Source organism: Protofrankia sp. Cj5 (assembly GCF_917627405.1).
Taxonomy (GTDB): domain Bacteria; phylum Actinomycetota; class Actinomycetes; order Frankiales; family Frankiaceae; genus Protofrankia.
In genome coordinates this window covers 1-19,750 of record NZ_CAKJTO010000005.1, presented here as the reverse complement: position 1 = coordinate 19,750, position 19,750 = coordinate 1, and the positions used below count along the sequence as shown (strand labels likewise).

Sequence of the window (19,750 nt, the reverse complement as noted above, 5' to 3'; positions counted from 1 at the left end):
AGATCAGGGAGCGGGGTGGGGTGTGTGCCCCAGCCCCGCGACGCCGCGTCCCTATTGCCGGGCCCTCTAAATCCTCCGGTTGGAGCCGCGCCTTTCAGCGCGGGTCAGGGTAGGAGCGTCAGCGCTCGGTGTGTCTTGACGATGGTGAAGTGGCGCCGGTCGACAGTGGCGACTTCGTCGACGCCGAGGCGTTCCGCACACGCGATCACGGATGCGTCCACGGTGCCGAGGGGCAGGCTGCGGTAGCGGTTGACGAGGTCAGCGATGCGTAGCCAGTCGGTTGGGTGGACAGGTTCGACGTCGAACGCGCCGGAGGCCAAGTCCGCGATGAATCGAAGCTCAGCGTGCGTGCCGAGGCGGGTGCCGAGCAGGTAGACAACTTCGGTCACCACCAGGGTCGGCACGATCAGAGGACCGGGGTGGGTTTCCAACAGCTCGGCGCACGCCTCGTGGTGTTGGTCGTCGGCGTCGACATAGGCGTAGAGCGGGCCTGCGTCGACGCCGAGAGCTACGGCGCCACCTCGCTGGCGAGGATCTCCTCGATCCGCTCGGAGATGTCGTGTCGCCCGCTGCGGCCAGCGGCGCGGGCGCCGAGAACACGCCGTCCGTGGGCCGCCTCGCCGCCGCGTTCGAGCAGTTCGGCCAAGCCCGCCGGGACGATCGCGGCCAGCCGCCGGCCTCGTTCGGTCAGGTAGACAACCTGCCCGGACGAGGCGGCCTCGCGGGCCACAGCGGCAAGCTGCTCGCCGTCCGGGAGCGGCATCTCGGTCATGGCAACATCGTAGCGGCATGTTGTGGGCTACCTTCGGCCGCGAGCCGTCATCGCTCTGCGTAGCGGGGATCGGACAGCCCACCCGCCGGCCTCGGTCGGCGGCAGGTGCCCGGAAGGAACCCTCCAGCCATCGCCGCGCTTCTGGAGGCCGAGCGCATCGCGCCCAAGCAGATCCGAGAGCACCCAAAAGTCCGGGTCCTGGTCCGAGACCTCCTCCAGGACCCTGGATGGCGCTCTGACCAGGAGCTCCGTGCGTTGGCGGACCGATGCGGGGAGCAGTCTAGGCGACCCGCACAGAAATTGCTAGACCGTATTTACGTTACGGCCCGTACTTCAAGTGCGGGTTGGCGGCGCCACCTGAGCCAGGTGGGCAGCCCTGACGAATAGCCTGCAACCGATCTTCCTCAACGACGACGCCGGAGTGCTTCTGAGTAGGCACCTGGGCGCCGCCCGGTCCCCAAATGGTCCCCAAGCCCGATCAGCCTGACCCTGGACGGGAACAAGAAGATCCATAAAAAGTGGCCGCTGACCTGGGTGTCTGTCCCGTCAGCGGCCACTTTGATACTGGTCGGGACGACAGGATTCGAACCTGCGACCCCCAGACCCCCAGTCTGGTGCGCTACCAAGCTGCGCCACGTCCCGTACGCGCCCTACGTTACCCCATGGCTGAGGCAGGCTTGGGCCCTGGGTGACGCGGTCGGGACTCGCACCGCGTCACCCAGGGCTCCGGCGAACCTGGGCCTGGGGCTGGGGCCGTGTCCGGTGTTGGCTGCCGGCTGGGAGAGGCTGCCGGCCGCCCGGATGCTCTTGTTATCCGGACGGCCAGCGGTTCGGGTGGCCGCGGGGAAACTTCGGCGGCGGCGCCCCCCCGGACTCGTCTTCCCTGGAGCCTGCGGCGCGCGGAGGGAGTTACGATCGCGCGCTCGTCGGCCCAACCGCGGTCTGGATGCGCCTGCTGAGATCCAGGCGCATCCAGACCCGTTGGTCACTGCGTCGCGCGATTCCTGCGACGAGCGGTGAGGCCCGCGCCGAGCATCGCGGCACCGAGCCCCGCACCGGCGACCGGAGTGATCGGGAACGACGGCGCGGTGCCGCCGCCACCGGCGTCGACGCCATGCGACGGCGCGGGGTAGGACTTGGCCTCCGACCAGGACCTGTCGTCCTTCTTGGCGCCTTCCCAGGACTTGTCGTCCTTCTTGCTGTCCCACTTGTAGTCGTGGGGAGCGCCGTACGACGGCGCGCTGGCAGCCGTCGGCGCCGCGGTGGTGCTGGCAGCCGCTGTTGGCGTGGGGGCTGCGGTGGTGCTGGCCGCTGTCGGCGCCGCGGTGGTGCTGGCAGCAGTCGGCGCCGCGGTGGTGCTGGCAGCAGTCGGCGCCGTGATCGTACCGCCCCATGCTGGCGCCGTGGTGCTGGCGGCGGCCGTTGGCGTGGGGGCTGTGGTGGTGCTGGCAGCCGTCGGTGTCGCGCTGGCGCTGGCGCTGGCCGTCGCAGTCGGGCTGTCCGGCGCATCGATCGTCCAGCTGTGGTGCGAGTCCGAGTCCCACGAGTCGTCATTCGCAAACGCGGATACGGGGTTAATGCCAACAAAGAATGCGGTGGCTGCCGATATTGCCAGCATCACCACACCCCGGCCAATTCTGTGCGTCATGACCTTCCTCTTCTCTCATGCGGTAGCGGTACTGTTACCGCGGGCAACACAGTAGCCATTTGATGTCTGGGGGAACGGCATGGGACGCGATATTGCCGGGAGGAAGCCGAAAGTCCTCTTGCCGGCACGGTGGCTGATTCTGCTTGGACTCATCCTGATTGGAGTGAGCGGCCAGAGGCTTGTTTCGCAGGAATTCGGGAAGGACATTGGAATTCCTGCGACGACTGTCCCAACAGGCGTCGTTGCCACGGATAAACCACCAGCTGGTACGTCTGCGGCGGTGTCCGCTCCGGCGCGTACGGCTGATAGCCGGCCGATCTTCCTGAATATTCCCGCGCTGGGCACGGCTGCGGCCGTCGGGCCGGTTGGGCTCAACTCGGACGGAACGCTCCAGGTGCCGACGTCCTGGGGTGAAATCGGCTGGTACGAATATGGCCCGCGTCCAGGTGACGTCGGTGCGGCCGTCCTCGTCGGACATTACGACTCAACAACCGGGCCAGCTGTTTTCTACCGCCTTGAGAAGATCAAACAAAATGACTTGGTGGAGATAAAAAGGGCTGACGGAACGGTTGTGCGATTTGTGGTGGACCGCATCCAGGAGGTCTCGAAGAGTGCCTTCCCTGCGGCGGACGTCTACGGCACGGTTGATCGTCCGGAACTACGCCTCATCACCTGTGGCGGTGATTTCAACAGGAAAACCCACCACTATCTGGATAACGTGATCGTTTTTGCGCATGCTGTTTGATGAGGTGTCGTCGGCCGGACTCCCCGCTGCGCGCTCGTCCGTCGGTGGCCGCCGGTATTGAGGCCGAACGCCTTCACCGGGACCGGCGTCCACCACGCTTCTTAGAGCGACCGGCAAGAGGGGACGCGGCGTCGCGGGGCTGGGGCACGCACCTCGCCGCATCGCTCCCCGTCCATCGCTGCGCGATGCACGGGTACCCCGGCTTGTCGGTCGACACCCCACGGACCAGGGTGGCTCCCTCCGCCGCCTTGCGATGCACGCGCCCCAGCCCCGCTCCTTGATCCACGCCCCTATTGCCGGGTGCTCTTACCAGACGTCCGGCGTCGTTGGTCCTTCCGGTGATGTGGCGAGGGCGGGTGGTAGCTGCAGCCGATTGAGCAGGAGTGCGTTGGCGGCGACCAGGAAACTGGATCCGGACATGGCCAGGGCCGCGATCTCGGGGCGTAGTACCAGGCCGAAGGCGGGTTCGAAGGCCCCTGCGGCGATCGGTAGGGCGATGGTGTTGTAGCCGACGGCCCAGCCGAGGTTCTGGCGCATCTTGTGGAGCGTGGCGCGGCCGATGAGCAGTGCGGCTGGTACGTCGAGGGGGTCGGAACGCATCAGTACCACGTCGGCGGTCTCGATCGCCACGTCGGTGCCGGCACCGATGGCGATGCCGAGGTCGGCCTGGGCCAGCGCCGGAGCGTCGTTGACGCCGTCGCCGACCATGGCGGTCCGACGGCTGTCGCGCTGTAGCTCGGCGATCTTTGTGGCCTTGTCGCCGGGCAGGACCTCGGCGATGACCGTGTCGATGTTGAGCTCGTCGGCGATCCGCTCGGCGGTGGCCTGGTTGTCGCCGGTGAGCATGATTACCTCGACGCCGGCATCGTGCAGTGCTCGCACCGCGGCGGCAGCTGTCGGCCGCGGCGTGTCAGCGATGCCGATGATCCCGGCCAGCTGGCCGTCGACCGCGACACCTACTGGGGTCCGGCCGCCCGCCGGCAGTGCGTCCCACTGAGCGTTAAGATCATCATGTGGGACTCCTTCCTGTTCGATCAGTCGGCGGTTGCCGACCATCACGTGCCGTCCGTCGACGGTGGCGGCCGCCCCGCGTCCGGGGTGGCTCGTGAACGCCTCCGCGCGGGCCACCGGTACCTCACATGTGTCGGCATGACGGATGATCGCCGCGGCGAGTGGATGCTCGGACTCCCGTTCGACCGCGGCGACCAGCCGAAGCAGCTCCTCCTCGTCCAGACCGTCGACGCTGCCGTCCGTGAGGATCTCGGTCACCTCCGGTTCGCCCTTGGTCAGGGTGCCGGTCTTGTCCAGGATGACCGCGTCGATCCGGGCCGAGGTCTCCAACGCGGTCGCGTTCTTGAACAGGATGCCGCGTTTCGCACCGAGACCGGTCCCCACCATGATTGCCGTCGGGGTGGCGAGCCCCAACGCGTCCGGGCAGGTGATGACGACTACCGTGATCGCGAACAGGATTGCCTCGGTCGCGGGACGGCCGGTTCCCAGCAGCCAGACGAGCAGTGTGCCGAGCCCGCCCAGCAGCGCGACGAGCACCAGCCAGAACGCCGCCCGGTCGGCCAGTCGCTGACCGGGCGCCTTGCTGTTCCGCGCCTCCTGAACGAGCGCGACGATCTGTGCCAGTGCCGTGTCCGCCCCGACCTTGGTGGCCCGGACCCGCAGAGTGCCGGTGGTGTTGATGGTCGCGCCGATCACCTGCGTGCCGACGGTCTTGTGCACCGGCAGGCTCTCGCCGGTCACCATCGACTCGTCGAGGTCGGACTCGCCCGCCTCGACCATCCCGTCGACTGCGATCTTGCCTCCGGGGCGGACGAGCAGCAGGTCACCGACGGCGACCTCGGCGGTCGGTACCTCGACCGGTTCGCCGTCCCGCACCACCAGCGCCTTCTCCGGCACGAGCTGGAGCAGGGCGCGGATCGCGTCGGTGGCTCCGCCGCGGGCGCGCATCTCGAACCAGTGCCCCAGCAGCACGAACGCGGCGAGCACGGTAGCCGCTTCGTAGAAGACGTCCCCGCCGCCGGTGAGCGTGACGACGAGGGAGTAGGTCCAGCCGGTGCCGACGGCGACCGCGACCAGAACCATCATGTCCAGCGTCCGGGCGCGCAGCGCCCGTATCGCTCCGTCGAAGAAGATCCACGACGCCCAGAAGATCACCGGGAGGCTGAGGATCAGCTGGAACACGTCGTCGCGCAACCCGAACGGCGCGGCCACGTCGAAGCCCAGGACGTCGCGGCCGATCGCCGACCACAGCAGGATCGGGATCGAGAAGAGCGCCGCGACCAGGAAACGGTTGCGCATGTCAGCGACCATCGCCGCCATCGACATCCCCGCATGCCCGCCAGATGTGCCGGATGTCTGGAGAACCGCGGTCGCCAGGCCCTCTCCCGCATCGATCGCCTCGCGGTGGGCAGGGAGCCCGTGGGAGGCGGAAACATCACGCTGCTGCGCCATGGTTCGGCTCCTTCGCTGCGGTCGCTTCGGGCGAGTTCCGTTGTTGCTGGTCGCTCTGAGCTGGTGTCAGCATTCCTGCCCAGTGGGAGTACCGGGACCGACACCGCCGGCAAGGGCCTGTTATCCCGACCGGGCTGATCCGTACAGCCCGGATTCAGAGGTGCGGAAACGGGGATGCCTGCAGAGGAGGTGGACGACCGCGCCAGGGCCGGGCGCGCCTTCGCTCGGGAGGGTGACAGCGATGATGTGGGGCTGGGGCTGGGGCTGGGGTGCCTGGCTCGCGATGTCCGTGATGATGGTCCTGTTCTGGAGCCTGGTCATCGCTGGCGTCGTCGTGCTCGTTCGCTACCTGGGTGGCGGGCGCCCGACTGGCCGTTCGGACGCTGGCGGCGATCGGGCCGATGCCGAGAATGTGCTGGCTGAGCGGTTCGCCCGCGGGGAGATTGACGAGGACGAGTACAAACGGCGGTCTGAGCTGCTGCGCGCGGGCCGGTGAGGCTGGGTAGTGGGGATAAGCGGGGCGGGGAAGAAGGTTCTGGCCGTCGCCGCCACAATCGTGCTGGCGGCCCCCGCTCGTCGCATGGCCAGGGCCCCAGAAGGCCGAGCGCCACCGACTGCAGCGCCTTCGTCGCGACCGGTACCTGGAGTGAGACCGATGCAACCCGGTCAGGCCCTTGTACCGGGTCAGGCCAGGATCACGTCGATGGCCAGTTCGCCCGAGCCTGCGGCGAAGGTCAGGCTGGTGATGCTGCCGGCGCTGCGCAGATCTGGCGCGGCGGCCGCCACCAGGGCCAGCAGGTCGGCCTCTCCGCTGACGTGGGCGGAGGCCACCGCGGCCTTCATCGAGACCTTGGCCGTTGATTTCGACCGCCGGATCGCCGTGAGCGCGCCGCTGACCGCCTCGAGCTGGCGAGGGTCGCCGTTGTCGGCGAACTTGCGCAGCTCACCGGCTTCCGGCCAGCGGGCGCGGTGCACCGAACCGGGTTTCCACCAGGACCAGACCTCTTCGGTGACGAACGGGAGGAAGGGCGCGAACAGTGCCAGGACCGTGGACAGCGCGATAGCGAGCGTGGCTCGGGCGGATGCCGAGCCCGCTACGCCGAACGCCCCATACGCGCGTCCTTTGACGAGCTCGACGTAGTCGTCGCAGAACCGCCAGAAGAACGATTCGGTCAGTTCCAGGGCACGGGTGTAGTCGTAGCCGTCCAATGCGGTAGAGGCCGCGTCGACGACATCCGCGAGCGTCGCCAGCAGCGCTCGGTCGAGTGATTCGCTGATCGCGCCCGGGTCCTCGACCACACCGAGCCCCAGGGTGAACCGACTCGCGTTGAGCAGCTTGATGGCGAGGCGTCGCCCGATTTTCATTTGCCCGACATCAAAGGCGGTATCAGTACCCGGACGCCCGGATGCCGCCCAGTATCGCACCGCGTCCGAACCGTGCTGTTCGAGCAGGTCCAGCGGCGTGACGACGTTTCCCTTGGATTTCGACATCTTCTTGCGGTCCGGGTCGAGAATCCAGCCGGAGATGGCCGCGTTCGTCCAGGGCAGTGTGCCGAACTCGGTATGACTGCGCAGCACCGTCGAAAACAGCCAGGTGCGGATGATCTCATGCGCCTGCGGCCGCAGATCCATCGGGAACACCCGCGCGAACAGGTCGTCGTCGCTGCCCCAGCCAGCGGCGATCTGCGGGGTGAGCGACGAGGTGGCCCAGGTGTCCATCACATCCGGGTCAGCGGCGAAACCACCGGGAACCCCGCGTTGGGCCTCGGTGAAGCCAGGTGGTGTGTCGCTGGATGGGTCGACCGGAAGTGTGGCCTCGTCGGGCACGATCGGCTGGTTGTGCCGGGGCAGGCCGTCGGAGCCCAGCGGGTACCAGACCGGGAACGGCACGCCGAAGAAGCGCTGCCGGCTGATCAGCCAGTCCCCGGTGAGCCCATCCACCCAGTTCTCGTAGCGGACGCGCATATGCGCGGGATGCCAGCGCAGCTCGGCGCCGCGGGCCCGCAGCGCCGCCCGCAGGGTCTCGTCCCGTCCACCGTTGCGGATGTACCACTGGCGGGTTGTGACGATTTCCAGCGGGCGGTCGCCCTTTTCGTAGAACTTCACCGGATGGGTGATCGGGCGCGGTTCTCCCAGCAGTGCTCCGCTGGCCCGCAGGAGCGCGACGGTCTGCTCGCGCGCGCTGTTGGCGGTACGTCCGGCCAGCGTGGCATAGTGTGCCCGGCCCGTCTCCGACACGATCGCCTCGGGTGGGTCGGCGAGCAGCCGGCCGTCCCGGCCGATCACCGCTCGGGCGGGCAGCTGAAGCTCCCGCCACCAGGTGACGTCCGTCAGGTCGCCGAAGGTGCAGATCATCGCGATGCCGGACCCCTTCTCGGGGTCGGCGAGCCGGTGCGCGAGCACCGGCACCTCGACATCGAACAGGGGAGTGCGCACCGACGAGCCGAACAGCGGCTGGTACCGCTCGTCGTCCGGATGCGCGACCAGGGCGACACACGCGGCCAGCAGCTCCGGCCGGGTGGTTTCGATGAGCACTGCCGGGCCGCCGGCCGCGGCGCCCTGGCCACCCGCGCGGGCGAACGCGAGCGTGTGGTAAGCGCCTGGGCGGTCACGGTCCTCCAGCTCCGCCTGGGCGACCGCTGTCCGGAAGGTCACGTCCCACAGCGTCGGCGCCTGCGCGAGATAGGCCTCGCCACGAGCGAGGTTGCGCAGGAAGGCCCGCTGGGCGACGGCGCGGGAGCGGGTGTCGATCGTCGCGTAGGTCATCGACCAGTCCACCGACAGGCCGAGCCGCCGCCACAGCTCCTCGTAGACCTTCTCGTCCTCGATCGTCAGCCGCTCACACAGCTCCACGAAGTTGCGGCGGCTGACCGGGACCTGCTCCTTGCCGGGCTTGTCCGGCGGGGTGTAGCCCGGGTCGTAGGGCAGCGACGGGTCACAGCGGATGCCGAAGTGGTTCTGTACCCGGCGTTCGGTCGGCAGACCGTTGTCGTCGAATCCCATCGGGTAGAAGACCTCACGGCCGCGCATCCGCTGGTACCGGGCGATGATGTCGGTGTGCGTGTAGGAGAAGACATGACCTACGTGCAGCGACCCGGAGACGGTCGGCGGTGGCGTGTCGATCGCGAAGACCCGCGCCCGGTCGGCGGTCCGGTCGAAGCGATAGGTCGCCTGCTCGTGCCATGCGGCCGACCAGCGTTGCTCGATGCCGTCGAGGGACGGCCGGTCCGGGACGGCCTGCCGCCGTTGCGCCGGATCTTCCCGCTGGCCCGGATCCAGTTGGTTTCTGCCTTCTTCTGTCACCACAGGTAACGATCCTACGGGCCGGGGACGGCGGGACTCGCGGTGCCCGCAAGCCGCGGTTTTTTGCGGTCCTGGTGGGCACCGTCCCGACTGGTACCGGTGGGTTGGCAGGATGAAGCCCGTGCCTGACACCACGCGCTATGCCGGCGATCCGATGCCTTCGACGGGGGCTTCCGCATCGATGCCTGATGACGTGACGCCCGGCGGCTCGCGACCGCTGGAGCTGCTGGAGCTCGCGCTCGCCGTCGCCCAGGAGGCCGGTGACCTCCTGCTGCGGGGACGAGCGGGCACGGTGGCGGCCGAGTCGACCAAGTCCTCCCCCACGGACGTCGTCACCGCGCTCGACCGGGCATCCGAGGAGCTGGTCGGACGCAGGCTGCGCGAGGCGCGCCCCGGCGACGGCCTCCTCGGTGAGGAAGGCGCCGACGACGTCGGCACCAGCGGCGTGCGCTGGATCGTCGACCCGCTGGACGGCACCGTGAACTTCCTCTACAGCCTGCCGAACTGGGCGGTGTCGATCGCGGCTGAGATCGACGGGACGGTGGTGGCCGGGGTCGTGCACGCTCCGGCCATGGGCGTCACCTACACGGCGGCGCTCGGCGAAGGCTCGGCCCGTAACGGAGCCGCCCTCACGGGCTCGACCGTCACCGACCTGTCCCACGCGCTGGTGGCGACCGGGTTCGGCTACACGGTCGAGCGACGGGCCAGCCAGGTCACGGTGCTGACCCGGGTCCTGCCGCGGGTACGGGACATCCGGCGGATGGGCGCGGCCTCACTCGACCTCGGCGCGGCCGCGGCCGGCCTCGTGGACGCCTACTACGAGCGCGGCCTGCATCCCTGGGATCATGCGGCCGGGGGGCTGATCGCCACCGAGGCCGGTCTGCGCGTCGGTGGTCTGCACGGCCGGCCGGTGTCGAACGACCTCACCATCGCGGCCCCACCGGCGCTGTTCGATGCGCTGCACGACCTGCTCGCCGCGGACCCGCCCGCCGACGGCGACTAACCTGTCCGTCCACTCGCGCGGCCTGGGCCGGCCTGGGCCGGCCGGCTCAGCCCAGTCAGTCGATGCGGCGGAGCTCCTCGCGGTACCGCTTGCCGTTCGCGGTGTACATCGCGGCCCCGGCCGCGAAGGCGTTCTCCGGCACCGCGTCCGGGCGGATCTTCGCTGGTACGCCGATGGCCAGTGCCCGGGGCGGTACCCGCACGTTGTTACCGACAAGCGCCTGCGCGCCGACCAGTGCGCCGGCGCCGACCACGGCCTCGTGCAGGACGATCGAGCCGGAGCCGACCAGGGACCCGTTCTCGATGACGCAGCCCTCCAGATGCGCGATGTGCCCGATGACGCAGTCGTCGCCGATGATCGTGGGCAGCGTGGCGGTCGAGTGCACGACGGTGCCGTCCTGTACCGAGGTCCGGGCGCCGATACGGATCTCCCCGTAGTCGGCGCGCAGCACCGCGCCCGGCCAGATGGTCGACTCGGGGCCGATGGTCACCTTGCCGATCACGGTTGCCGCCGGGTGGACGTAGGCGGAGGGATCGATTTCGGGCACCCGGTCACCGAGCGCGTAGACAGCCACCGACATCTCCTTCTCGGGCACGTGGCCGGCCGGTCGCCATGGTCAGCTCATCATCATGGTCGGCCCACCATGGGCGTGTTACCGCGGACACGGCCGCCGCTGGGGAGCATCCCCACCTCATCGTGCCCTACGGAGCCGGCCGCCGCCCGCGCCGCCGGACACATGTGCGCGGGTCGTTCTGGTCACCCAGCGCTGTTATTCTCGGCGTCCGTCTTGGCTCGCTGCCCGTGCAGCATGCGTGTGAGCGCCCGGTAGCGCCGCATCGCTGACGGTTTTCGGAAGAACGAGATCGGGTTGACCGGCGAGGCGATCTGCCGCACGGTCATCGCCTTCGGCCAGGCGAACTCGCGCAGGCCATCCGCGCCCTGTACCCGCCCGAACCCGGAGTGCCCGACGCCGCCGAACGGCAGGCCGGCGACCGCGGTGAAGACCATGACATTGTTGACCGAGACCATGCCCACCCGCAGCCGGTCGGCGATCTCCCGCCCGCGGCGGCGGGAGAACACCGACGCGCCAAGCCCGAAGACGCTGCTGTTGGCTCTGGCCACGGCCTCGTCGAGGTCACGCACCCGGGTCACCACCAGGGTCGGCCCGAAGGTCTCCTCGGTCATCGCCAGGGCGTCGTCTGGCACGTCGACCAGCACGATCGGATCGACGAACGGTGGGCGGACCGATTCGGGGCCGCCTACCACGGCACGCCCGCCTCGCGCCAGCGCGTCGCGAAGGTGGCGCTGGATGAGCTCGATCTGGCTGTCGAGGACCATCGGGCCGTACCCGGACGGTTTCCCGGCGCCAGCCGTGATTTTCTTCGCCTGGATGATCAGCTTTGCGAGGAAGGCATCGTAGGCACCGTCGGTCACGAAGATCCGTTCAGTGGCGATGCAGGTCTGGCCGGAGTTGCCGATCCCGAGCCACAGCGCGCCGTCGACGGCCGCGTCGAGATCGGCGTCGTCCGCGACGATCATCGCGTCCTTGCCGCCCAGTTCCAGCACGACCGGGGTGAGCGTCTTCGCGCACTGGGCCATCACGGCCCGGCCGGTGGCCGGGGCACCGACGAACGAGAGTTTGTCCACGCCGGCCGAGCACAGCGCGGCGCCGGTGAGCGAGCGGCCGGTGACCATACGGAGTACCGGATGCTCGCCGACCACGGCGGCGAACTTCTCCACGACGAACCGTCCGACCGCGGGTGTCAGCTCACTGGGTTTGTAGACGACACAGTTGCCGGCGGCGAGCGCCGACACGATGGCCCCGCCCGGGGTGTAGACGGGCCAGTTCCAGGTCCCGATGACGCCGACGACCCCGTAGGGCTGGTAGGTCACGGAGGCGGCCTGGTTCGCGGTGAGCAGGCCACGCGGCACCCGGCGCGTGCCCAGGACGCGCCCGGCATGGGCAGCCGTCCAGGCGAGGATGTCAAGATGAGTACCGATCTCCAGGACGGCCTCGTCGACGGTTTTGCCGTTCTCCCGGTGGACCAGGTCCGCGAGCTCGTCAAGGGAGTCGTAGAGCGCTCTCTTCCAGGCCAGCAGGCGCGTGCGGCGACCGTCGAAGCCGAGGCCGGACCACCATTGGGTGGCGGTGCGCGTGTGCTCGACCACGGCGCGCACCTCGTCGGCGCTGTGCGCCGGGAACGTCGCGATTGTCGCGCCGGTAACCGGGCTGATCGACTCAAAGGCCTCCACCGCCACCATGACGGCCGGTTCTGGGTCAGTCGCCATCGTGCATGCCCGGTGGCAGCGATCCAGTCGTCTTCACCCACCAGCGGGCGGCCACCCGTTCGGCGGTGAGCCGCCCGAGGCCGATCGCCACCCCGGACAGCACCGCCCAGCCGATCGCGTCCGCCCAGGCCGTCTCGGGATGCGCCGGACTGGCCGGCGGGTCGGCTTTGCGGATTTTCCGGTACGCCACGGTGGCGGTCCTGCTCGCCGCCGAGCCGGCCGCGGCACCTGCCGCGCCTCCCACGATCTTCCAGCCAATCTTCGATACCGACCGTGCCACTATCGCACCTCCGTCATCTGTGGACCGCGGCCCGCGGGGGAGCGAGATCCGCGGTTCAGCGCGTGACCGGGACATTGATCGCCATAGCCAGTTCGTCGGGATGTCTGCTGGACAGCACCCATGCGCCGGTCGCGGTGTCGACTCGGACGCCCGTCCGTATCCATGGCCTGGTCAGGGCAAACATCCCCGGAGCAAGCACGGTGCGGATGTCGGTGCAGGCGACGGAGCCGTGGACGGCGTCTCTGCTGATCGTCCTGCCGGCCGCGCGCACCGACGTGTCGGTCACGGCCAGGCGGGGCCGCCCGAGCAGCCACAGCGCCGCCGCCAGCGCGGTGAACATGGCGCCGTAGGCCACCAGCCGAGCCAGCGCGGAGTCCGCGTAGACGGTGAAGTAACTGCCGAAGGCGCCCGCGCAGACAGCGGCCCAGACGTACCAGAGCCGAGGTACCGCCAGCCGTTCCTCGTAACGCATGTCGGTCAGTATCCACTGTGTCAGGAGCCGCCCGCGCCCGTCAGTAACTGATCTTTCGCTGGTGGCTGGCCCCCATCGGGGCGGGCGCCGGTGTGGGCGCGGGTGAGGGTGCCGGTGAGGGGCCAGCCGGCACACCTTAGTCTTCGGCGTGTTCCCCCGGGTACCGTTGACTGTGCCGGTTACCGGTCTCGGCTCGTATTCGCGAGGAGCGATCGGAGACTCATGACCGCCACGAACGATCTCACCGCGCAGCCGGCCAGCCCTGGATCGCGTCGGCTGGGAGTGCTGGTGCGGCGGCTCGATCCGGATCTTCCGCTGCCCGCCTACGCGCATGCCGGCGATGCCGGCGCGGACCTCGTGGCAGCCCGCGACGTCACCCTCGCCCCCGGCGAACGTGCCATGATCGGAACGGGGATCGCCATCGCGCTGCCCGAGGGCTACGCGGCGTTCGTGCATCCGCGCAGCGGACTCGCCGCTCGCCATGGCGTGTCCATCGTGAATGCGCCAGGTACTGTCGACGCCGGTTACCGTGGTGAGATCAAGGTTCTGCTTGTCAACACCGACCTGCACGCATCGGTCCACCTGCGGCGTGGCGACCGGATCGCGCAGCTTGTCGTCCAGCGGGTGGAGCATGCGGCGTTCCGTGAGGTCGCCGAACTGCCCGGGACGGCGAGGGGCACCGGCGGGTTCGGATCGACCGGTGGGTTCGCGACGACCGGTGATCTTAGCTGACCGGGGCCGGCGAAGTGCTTACCCATGCCTGCCCGACGTCCGCCCCGCGCCCGCACCATATCCGCCATCGTTGCCGGCCAGCACGCGCAAGGAGCTCATCGTGATAACAGGAAGTGGTTGAAATGTTCCGGCGCGGTCGTAGACGTGGTGGTCGAGGTGTCTTGGGCGCACCGGAACACCATGGCCGGGATGAGGTCCTCGACGTCGAGGAGGAGGGCACTGCGGGTGCCCCGGACGGTCCGTATGACGCCGACAACGCTCCGGACGATCGTGTTCGGCGTCTCGATCTGGGGTCCCTGCGTATCCCCATGGTCGACGGGATCCAGGTGCAGTTCCAGGTCGATCAGACATCTGGCCAGCTGCTGACGGTGACCCTCACGGACGGCCAGAGCGCGATGGAGCTGGCGGCCTTCGCCGCGCCGAAAAGCACCGGTCTGTGGAACGACGTGCGCGCCGAGATCGCCGGCTCCCTGGGCGCGGGACCGGGCGCGGCCGAGGAGGGCAGCGGACCGTATGGGAAGGAGCTGCGGCTCCAGCTGCCGACCGGCGCGGCCGATGAGTTCATGCCCGGCAGGATGATGGGGATCGACGGTCCGCGCTGGTTCCTGCGGATCGTCCTCACCGGCTATGGCGCGCTCGATCCACAGGCCGCGCCGTTGCTGACCGAAGCGTTGCGCCAGCTCGTGGTGGTGCGTGGTGACCAGGCGATGCCCCTGCGCGATCCGCTGCCGCTGAAGCTGCCGAAAGAGGTCACCGACCCGCACGCTTCGCCCGACCCCGCGGAGGAGGTGGCGGCGGGCCCGTACGACACCACACCCGCGGCCGTGCGGACGGCGGCCCGGATGCCTGCCCCCGGCGTGCGGATAGCGGAGGTCGGCTAAGAGCGACCGGCAATAGGGGACGCGGCGTCGCGGGGGGCTGGGGCACGCACCTCGCCGCATCGCTCCCCGTCCATCGCTGCGCGATGCACGGGTACCCCGGCTCGTCGGTCGACGCCCAACACACAGCCGGGTCGACGCGCCTGATGTCGACGCGCCTGACGCAGGGCCCGCCGGAGCCGGCGATGCGCAGACTGCCGCCGGCAGCCATCAGCGCGGGTGCGCCATCGCTCACCAGCCCGCCGTAGCTGACGCCCGCACGGAGAGCTGGTGGCTGCACGCCGCTGGTATCGCTGTCTTTCGGTGATGACGTGTCGCGCGACGAGTGGCCGAGGCATGCGTGAGCATCGAGGCACGCGTGAGCACAGCCGGCCGGGGCCCTGGGACGGACATCGTGCACAGCTGGAGCTGGGGCCTCGGGGCGGGCACACTGGGGCGCGTCGGTTCGTTACCCCGATGTTGCCTGTGTTGCGTGCCCCAGCCCCGCGACGCCGTGTCCTCTATTGCCGGGCGCTCTTAACCCAGTTCCGTGCATGCTCGAGATTCAACCGGAGGAGCCGTGGGAGACCGAGGCGGTTGGTGGGGGCGGGTCGTCCACCGGCTGAACGCGGATGATCAGGTGCTGGAAGCGGAGGACCTACAGCGGACGGTCGAGGCGGCCGGGGCCATCCCCATGGGTGAGTGTCACGAGCGTCAGGAGGTGTGCGTCGTCGGTTCGATCCGTTCGGTTACCGTTCGGAGTCATGCTGGAGCGCAGAGCCTTGAGGCGGACATCTACGACGGCACCGGTACCGTCACCCTGGTGTTTCTTGGCCGGAAGCACATACCGGGGATTCAGACAGGACGCACGGTGAAAGCAGCTGGGATGGTCATGAATCAGGACAGCCGTACCACCATCTTCAACCCGCGATACGAGCTGCTGCCCGCGTCGTCCGCGAGCGCGTGAGCCTCCCGACCGGCGACCAGCAGGTCGCGCCGGCCACCGGGCAGCGGCCCCCGATGTCCTTCGCCGAGGCCATGGGCGGCCCACGCGGGATGGTCGACAGCGCGATCCCCACGGTCGCTTTTGTCGCGGTCAACGCCGGGGCCGGGCTGACCGCGGGCATCGTGTTCGCCGTGGCGACGGCGGCGGCCCTCGTCGCGCTGCGGGTCGTCCGCCGCGAACCCGCGCGCCAGGCGTTCTCCGGTCTGTTCGCGGTGGGGCTCGCCGCGTTCGTCGCGTCCCGCACGCACAGCGCCGAGGGCTACTTCCTGCCCAGTATCGTGAAGAACGCCGTTTTCGCCGGAGCCGGCCTGCTGTCTCTGCTGGCGCGCAGGCCGCTCGCGGGTTTCGTGCTGGCCGCGATGGATGCCCGGTATGCCGACTGGCGTCAGCACAGCCACCTGCGCCGGGCCGCCATCCGGGCGACGCTGGTGTGGATCGTTGTTTTCGGTCTCCGGTTCGTCATCCAGGGTGTGCTCTACCTGGCCGGTCAGACAGGATGGCTGGCCGCGGCCAACATCGCCCTGGGGCTTCCGCTGTTCGGCGTCGCGATCATAACGACCTTCGCCATCGTGCGGCGGCTCGCGCCGAGTCAGGCTGCCGTGGACGAGCGTGGCGTGGACGAGCGTGGCGGTCCCGCTGGCCTTCCGGTCACCGCGCCGGTGGTGGTGAGTCCACCGGCGTCCCACCCAGAGCCTGGCTGAGGGCCTCCTCGACGTCTCCGCCGGCTGTCACCACGGCGAGCACCTCATCGCCTTCTTCCAGCGTGGCGTCGGGGGAGGGCAGGACGACCCGCCCATCGCGCAGGATCGCCACCAGCGCCGCGTCAGCGGGCAGCACGACCTGCGCGATGGGCCTCCCGATCACCGGCGAGTCCTCGGCCAGGGTCAGCTCCACCAGCGACGCGTTGCCCTGCATGAAGCGCATCAGGCGGACGAGGTCGCCGACGCTCACCGCCTCCTCGACCAGGGCGGTCAGCAGCCGTGGGGTGGACACGGCCACGTCCACGCCCCACGCCTCGGTGAACAGCCACTCGTTGTTCGGATGGTTGACGCGTGCCACCACCCGCGGCACCCCGAACTCGGTCTTCGCCAGCAGCGACACGACCAGGTTGACCTTGTCGTCCCCGGTCGCGGCGACCATCACCGCGCACTCCTGGAGGTTGGCGCTCTCCAGGGAGGCCAGCTCGCATGCGTCCGCCAGCAGCCAGTTGGCACGCGGGAGCGCGCCTGTGCGTATCTTGCGCGGGTCACGTTCGATCAGCATGACCTCGGAGCCGTTGTCGATCAGTTCAGCGGCGATGGAACGGCCGACCTTGCCCGCTCCGGCGATGGCGATCCGACGTGGCCTCATGCGGGTGGACCTTCCTTCGGACCGGACCGCAGCACGGCTTCCACCTGCGCCGCCCGTGCTTTGGGAAAGGCGATGTGCAGCGTGTCGCCGTCCTGGATGAGGGTACGAGAATCAGGAAGCAGGCCTTCGCCGAAACGGGTGACACAGGCGACCCGGACACCCGCGGCACCCTCAAGCGTGGAGACGCGTAGCCCCACCCACGATATGGAGGGCGTCATCTCTGACAGCAGGATCATGCCGGATGTGTCCGTCCACTCCGGCGTTATGGCGTCCGGGACGAGCCGGCGCAGGATCTGGTCGCGGGTCCACCGTACGGTGGCGACCGTGGGAATACCGAGCCGTTCGTACACCTCAGCCCGGCGGGGATCATAGATGCGGGCGACGACGCTGGTCACGCCGAACATCTCCCGCGCGATCCTGGCTGCGATGATGTTGGAGTTGTCGCCGCTGGAAACCGCGGCGAACGCCGCCGCGTCCCGGATGCCGGCCTCGATCAGGGTGCCCCGGTCGAAACCGACCCCGGTGACCATCCGGCCGCTGAAGTCCGCGGGCAGCCGGGTGAAGGCGTCCGGGTCCTGGTCGATGATGGAGACGCTGTGGCCATACCGGTCGACGCTGCGGGCGAGCGCCGAACCGACTCGACCGCAACCGAGGATCACCACATGCACGCCGCAGAGCGTAGTCCCGCGCAGTCGCCCCGGTCGATGCGTGGACGACGTCCAGCAGCGGAGGTATCGGACATCTCACAGCGATGCGATGCTGGTCACACCAGTCGGTAGCATCGCCGCGTGAGGCTCACGGACCGCCTCAAGCGCGGCTTCGTCGGTCGCCCTCTCGGGAGCGACAAACTCGGCGAGACGTTGCTGCCCAAGCGGATCGCCCTGCCTGTCTTCGGCAGCGATCCGCTGTCCTCGGTGGCGTACGCCACCGAGGAGATCCTGCTCGTTCTGTCACTCGGCGGTCTGGCTTTCTACCACCTTGCGCCATGGGTGGCCGCCACGGTCGTCGTGGTGTTGCTGACCGTCGTCGCCTCTTACCGGCAGAACGTGCGCGCGTACCCCACCGGTGGCGGCGCGTACGAGATCGCGATGACGAACCTGGGGCCGCGGGTCGGCCTCACGGCCGCGAGCGCGCTGCTTGTCGACTACATCCTCACGGTCGCCGTGTCGGTCGCCGCCGGGGTCGCGAACCTCACGTCAGCCGTGACCAGCCTGGCCGGGCACAAGGTGCTTCTCGCCGTGGTGCTGATCGTCGTGCTGACGATCGTGAATCTGCGCGGTGTCCGGGAGTCGGGTACGGCGTTCGCCGTCCCGACCTACGGCTTTGTCGTCGGCGTCCTGCTGATGGTCGCCGTCGGGTTGTTGCAGACCGTGGTCGGGCATCCGCCCCGTGCCGAGAGCGCGAGTTACCAGGTGCACGCCGAGTCCGCGTTCGGCGGTCTTGCCACCGTGTTCCTGGCGTTGCGGGCGTTCTCGTCCGGCTGTACGGCGCTCACCGGCGTGGAGGCGATCAGTAACGGGGTCCCCGCGTTCCGTCCGCCCAAGAGCCGCAACGCGGCGACGACGCTGCTGGCCATGGGGCTGATAGCGGTCACCATGTTCAGTGGTGTCACCATCCTGGCGATGATCTCGCATGTCCACGTGGCGGAGAACCCGGCTAATCTCGTGGGCGCGAACGGGGCCGTAGCCACAACGCAGCGTACGGTCATCGCGCAGGTGGCCGCCGCGGTTTTCGGGGAGGGGTCGTTCGGCTTCCTTTACGTCGCCGTCGTCACGGCCCTGATCCTTGTGCTGGCCGCGAACACCGCCTTCAACGGGTTTCCGGTACTTGGGTCGATCCTCGCCAGGGACGGGTATCTGCCGCGTCAACTGCACACCCGCGGTGATCGTCTTGCTTTCAGCAATGGGATCATCACGCTCGCCGCTCTCGCCGTTCTTCTGATCGTCGCGTTCGACGCCGAGGTGACCCGGCTCATTCAGCTGTACATCATCGGTGTGTTCGTGTCGTTCGTGTGCAGTCAGACCGGCATGGTGCGGCACTGGCAGGACATCTTGAACAGCGATCATCCGGACGCCGTCGATCCGGTGCTGCGCCGCCGCATCCGGCGTTCACAGGCGATCAACTTCGTCGGCGCCTGTGTGACCGCTGTCGTGCTTCTCGTGGTGCTGGCCACGAAGTTCACGCGCGGCGCATGGATCGTCTGCGTCGCCATGCCGGTGATTTTCGTGATGATGCGGGCGATCCACCGGCACTACGACCGGGTGGCCCAGGAGCTGCAGCCCGAGCCGGGGCCGCCGACGCTGCCCTCCAGGGTGCACGCGGTGGTGCTGGTCAGCAAGATCCACGAACCGACGCTGCGAGCCCTGGCCTACGCCAAGGCCACGCGGCCCCACACCCTGGTCGGGCTCACCGTGGCGGTTGACCCGGCCGAGTCCGGCCGGGTCCGCCAGGCCTGGGAGGAGCGGGCCATCGGCATTGATCTGGTCGAACTTGCCTCGCCCTATCGCGAGATCACCCGACCGGTGCTGGACTATGTCGCCGGTATCCGGCGGGAGAGCCCGCGCGACGTGGTCGCCGTGTTCATCCCCGAGTACGTGGTCGGGCACTGGTGGGAACAGCTCCTCCACAACCAGAGCGCGCTGCGGCTGAAGGCGAGGCTGCTCTTCCAGCCAGGGGTGATGGTCACCAGCGTCCCGTGGCAGCTCGCCTCCTCGGAACAGGCAGGCCGGCGCCTGGACCGGATCGCGCCGGGAGCGGTACGGCGAGCCACCGGCTCGGCCACCCCCGCCCAAGCCGCCGGGCGGGCCGGACGGGCCGGGCGAGCCGGGCG

General features: G+C 69.1%; 18 protein-coding genes, 1 tRNA gene and 1 pseudogene. 8 read left to right on the top strand and 12 right to left on the bottom strand.

All coding sequences use genetic code 11. The features are described 5' to 3' along the window. Window positions 1–104 precede the first annotated feature (104 nt). From MJ777_RS02560 to MJ777_RS02545, 4 genes and pseudogenes are all read right to left on the bottom strand, one after another. Window positions 105–488 (bottom strand): annotated as a pseudogene (locus MJ777_RS02560) (type II toxin-antitoxin system VapC family toxin); the annotation flags it as partial. A gap of 20 nt (window positions 489–508) precedes the next feature. Next, a complete protein-coding gene (locus MJ777_RS02555; protein ID WP_239309607.1) occupies window positions 509–772 on the bottom strand; it encodes a hypothetical protein in 264 nt (87 codons plus the stop codon). Window positions 773–1,337: 565 nt separating this feature from the next. Continuing rightward, a tRNA-Pro gene (locus MJ777_RS02550) sits at window positions 1,338–1,414 on the bottom strand. Window positions 1,415–1,757: 343 nt separating this feature from the next. Continuing rightward, complete coding sequence (locus MJ777_RS02545; protein WP_239372861.1) at window positions 1,758–2,420, bottom strand: hypothetical protein; 663 nt, start codon at window positions 2,418–2,420, stop codon at window positions 1,758–1,760. Window positions 2,421–2,499: 79 nt separating this feature from the next. Here MJ777_RS02545 and MJ777_RS02540 point away from each other — a divergent pair, with 79 nt between their 5' ends. Further along, window positions 2,500–3,165, top strand: coding sequence for a class F sortase (locus MJ777_RS02540; RefSeq protein ID WP_239309611.1), 666 nt, complete (start codon window positions 2,500–2,502; stop codon window positions 3,163–3,165). Window positions 3,166–3,471: 306 nt separating this feature from the next. Here the strand turns inward: MJ777_RS02540 and MJ777_RS02535 are convergent, their stop codons facing one another. After that, entirely contained in the window at window positions 3,472–5,628 is a 2,157-nt protein-coding gene (locus MJ777_RS02535; protein ID WP_239372859.1) for a copper-translocating P-type ATPase, read from the bottom strand. Window positions 5,629–5,869: 241 nt separating this feature from the next. Between MJ777_RS02535 and MJ777_RS02530 the strand changes: the two genes are divergently transcribed. Next, window positions 5,870–6,124 (top strand): SHOCT domain-containing protein, encoded by a 255-nt coding sequence (locus MJ777_RS02530; RefSeq protein WP_239372857.1) that lies wholly within the window; start codon window positions 5,870–5,872, stop codon window positions 6,122–6,124. 188 nt (window positions 6,125–6,312) lie between these two features. Here MJ777_RS02530 and valS read toward each other — a convergent pair whose 3' ends face one another. Beyond that, window positions 6,313–8,907: a valine--tRNA ligase gene (valS, locus tag MJ777_RS02525; protein ID WP_239372930.1), complete on the bottom strand. Its 2,595-nt coding sequence runs from the start codon at window positions 8,905–8,907 to the stop codon at window positions 6,313–6,315. A 205-nt stretch (window positions 8,908–9,112) separates the two neighbouring features. Between valS and MJ777_RS02520 the strand changes: the two genes are divergently transcribed. Continuing rightward, a complete protein-coding gene (locus MJ777_RS02520; protein WP_239372928.1) occupies window positions 9,113–9,934 on the top strand; it encodes an inositol monophosphatase family protein in 822 nt (273 codons plus the stop codon). Window positions 9,935–9,989: 55 nt separating this feature from the next. Here the strand turns inward: MJ777_RS02520 and MJ777_RS02515 are convergent, their stop codons facing one another. From MJ777_RS02515 to MJ777_RS02500, 4 genes are all read right to left on the bottom strand, one after another. Continuing rightward, the gene (locus MJ777_RS02515; protein ID WP_239309636.1) at window positions 9,990–10,514 is read right to left on the bottom strand and encodes a gamma carbonic anhydrase family protein; all 525 of its coding nucleotides are present in this window, start codon (window positions 10,512–10,514) and stop codon (window positions 9,990–9,992) included. Window positions 10,515–10,690: 176 nt separating this feature from the next. Continuing rightward, window positions 10,691–12,223, bottom strand: a complete 1,533-nt coding sequence (locus MJ777_RS02510; RefSeq protein ID WP_239372855.1) for an aldehyde dehydrogenase family protein — start codon at window positions 12,221–12,223, stop codon at window positions 10,691–10,693. Further along, window positions 12,213–12,503, bottom strand: coding sequence for a DUF4235 domain-containing protein (locus MJ777_RS02505; RefSeq protein WP_239309618.1), 291 nt, complete (start codon window positions 12,501–12,503; stop codon window positions 12,213–12,215). The genes MJ777_RS02510 and MJ777_RS02505 overlap by 11 nt, the downstream gene beginning before the upstream one ends. A 55-nt stretch (window positions 12,504–12,558) precedes the next feature. Continuing rightward, a complete protein-coding gene (locus MJ777_RS02500) occupies window positions 12,559–12,975 on the bottom strand; it encodes a DUF3093 family protein (protein ID WP_239372853.1) in 417 nt (138 codons plus the stop codon). A gap of 222 nt (window positions 12,976–13,197) precedes the next feature. On the opposite strand from MJ777_RS02500, the gene dut reads away from it, so the two are divergent. The 4 genes from dut to MJ777_RS02480 all read left to right on the top strand — a co-directional run bounded on the left by dut (window position 13,198) and on the right by MJ777_RS02480 (window position 16,271). Further along, window positions 13,198–13,707, top strand: coding sequence for a dUTP diphosphatase (gene dut, locus MJ777_RS02495; protein ID WP_239346390.1), 510 nt, complete (start codon window positions 13,198–13,200; stop codon window positions 13,705–13,707). Between the two features lie 161 nt (window positions 13,708–13,868). Continuing rightward, a complete protein-coding gene (locus MJ777_RS02490) occupies window positions 13,869–14,588 on the top strand; it encodes a DUF3710 domain-containing protein (protein ID WP_239346391.1) in 720 nt (239 codons plus the stop codon). A gap of 556 nt (window positions 14,589–15,144) precedes the next feature. Then, window positions 15,145–15,531 carry an OB-fold nucleic acid binding domain-containing protein gene (locus MJ777_RS02485; protein WP_239309625.1) on the top strand — a complete coding sequence of 129 codons (387 nt, stop codon included), beginning with the start codon at window positions 15,145–15,147 and terminating at the stop codon, window positions 15,529–15,531. Further along, the gene (locus MJ777_RS02480) at window positions 15,528–16,271 is read left to right on the top strand and encodes a DUF3159 domain-containing protein (protein WP_370651523.1); all 744 of its coding nucleotides are present in this window, start codon (window positions 15,528–15,530) and stop codon (window positions 16,269–16,271) included. Before MJ777_RS02485 ends, MJ777_RS02480 begins: the two co-directional genes overlap by 4 nt. Here the strand turns inward: MJ777_RS02480 and MJ777_RS02475 are convergent. Together MJ777_RS02475 and MJ777_RS02470 are read right to left on the bottom strand one after the other, a co-directional pair. Continuing rightward, entirely contained in the window at window positions 16,219–16,920 is a 702-nt protein-coding gene (locus MJ777_RS02475) for a TrkA family potassium uptake protein (RefSeq protein WP_239309627.1), read from the bottom strand. The genes MJ777_RS02480 and MJ777_RS02475 overlap by 53 nt on opposite strands. Further along, the gene (locus MJ777_RS02470) at window positions 16,917–17,588 is read right to left on the bottom strand and encodes a TrkA family potassium uptake protein (RefSeq protein WP_239309629.1); all 672 of its coding nucleotides are present in this window, start codon (window positions 17,586–17,588) and stop codon (window positions 16,917–16,919) included. The genes MJ777_RS02475 and MJ777_RS02470 overlap by 4 nt, the downstream gene beginning before the upstream one ends. 120 nt (window positions 17,589–17,708) lie before the next feature. Here MJ777_RS02470 and MJ777_RS02465 point away from each other — a divergent pair. After that, window positions 17,709–19,750 (top strand): APC family permease (locus MJ777_RS02465; RefSeq protein WP_239372851.1); only part of this gene is annotated, 2,042 nt, incomplete at its 3' end.

Excerpts from the sequence above, each read along its gene's own strand:
- MJ777_RS02515 (WP_239309636.1), bottom strand. The coding sequence starts at position 10,514 with ATGTCGGTGGCTGTCTACGCGCTCGGTGACCGGGTGCCCGAAATCGAT.
- MJ777_RS02535 (WP_239372859.1), bottom strand. The coding sequence starts at position 5,628 with ATGGCGCAGCAGCGTGATGTTTCCGCCTCCCACGGGCTCCCTGCCCAC.
- MJ777_RS02555 (WP_239309607.1), bottom strand. The coding sequence starts at position 772 with ATGACCGAGATGCCGCTCCCGGACGGCGAGCAGCTTGCCGCTGTGGCC.
- MJ777_RS02500 (WP_239372853.1), bottom strand. The coding sequence starts at position 12,975 with ATGCGTTACGAGGAACGGCTGGCGGTACCTCGGCTCTGGTACGTCTGG.
- MJ777_RS02545 (WP_239372861.1), bottom strand. The coding sequence starts at position 2,420 with ATGACGCACAGAATTGGCCGGGGTGTGGTGATGCTGGCAATATCGGCA.
- MJ777_RS02540 (WP_239309611.1), top strand. The coding sequence starts at position 2,500 with ATGGGACGCGATATTGCCGGGAGGAAGCCGAAAGTCCTCTTGCCGGCA.
- MJ777_RS02520 (WP_239372928.1), top strand. The coding sequence starts at position 9,113 with ATGCCTGATGACGTGACGCCCGGCGGCTCGCGACCGCTGGAGCTGCTG.
- MJ777_RS02475 (WP_239309627.1), bottom strand. The coding sequence starts at position 16,920 with ATGAGGCCACGTCGGATCGCCATCGCCGGAGCGGGCAAGGTCGGCCGT.
- dut (WP_239346390.1), top strand. The coding sequence starts at position 13,198 with ATGACCGCCACGAACGATCTCACCGCGCAGCCGGCCAGCCCTGGATCG.
- MJ777_RS02530 (WP_239372857.1), top strand. The coding sequence starts at position 5,870 with ATGATGTGGGGCTGGGGCTGGGGCTGGGGTGCCTGGCTCGCGATGTCC.
- MJ777_RS02510 (WP_239372855.1), bottom strand. The coding sequence starts at position 12,223 with ATGGCGACTGACCCAGAACCGGCCGTCATGGTGGCGGTGGAGGCCTTT.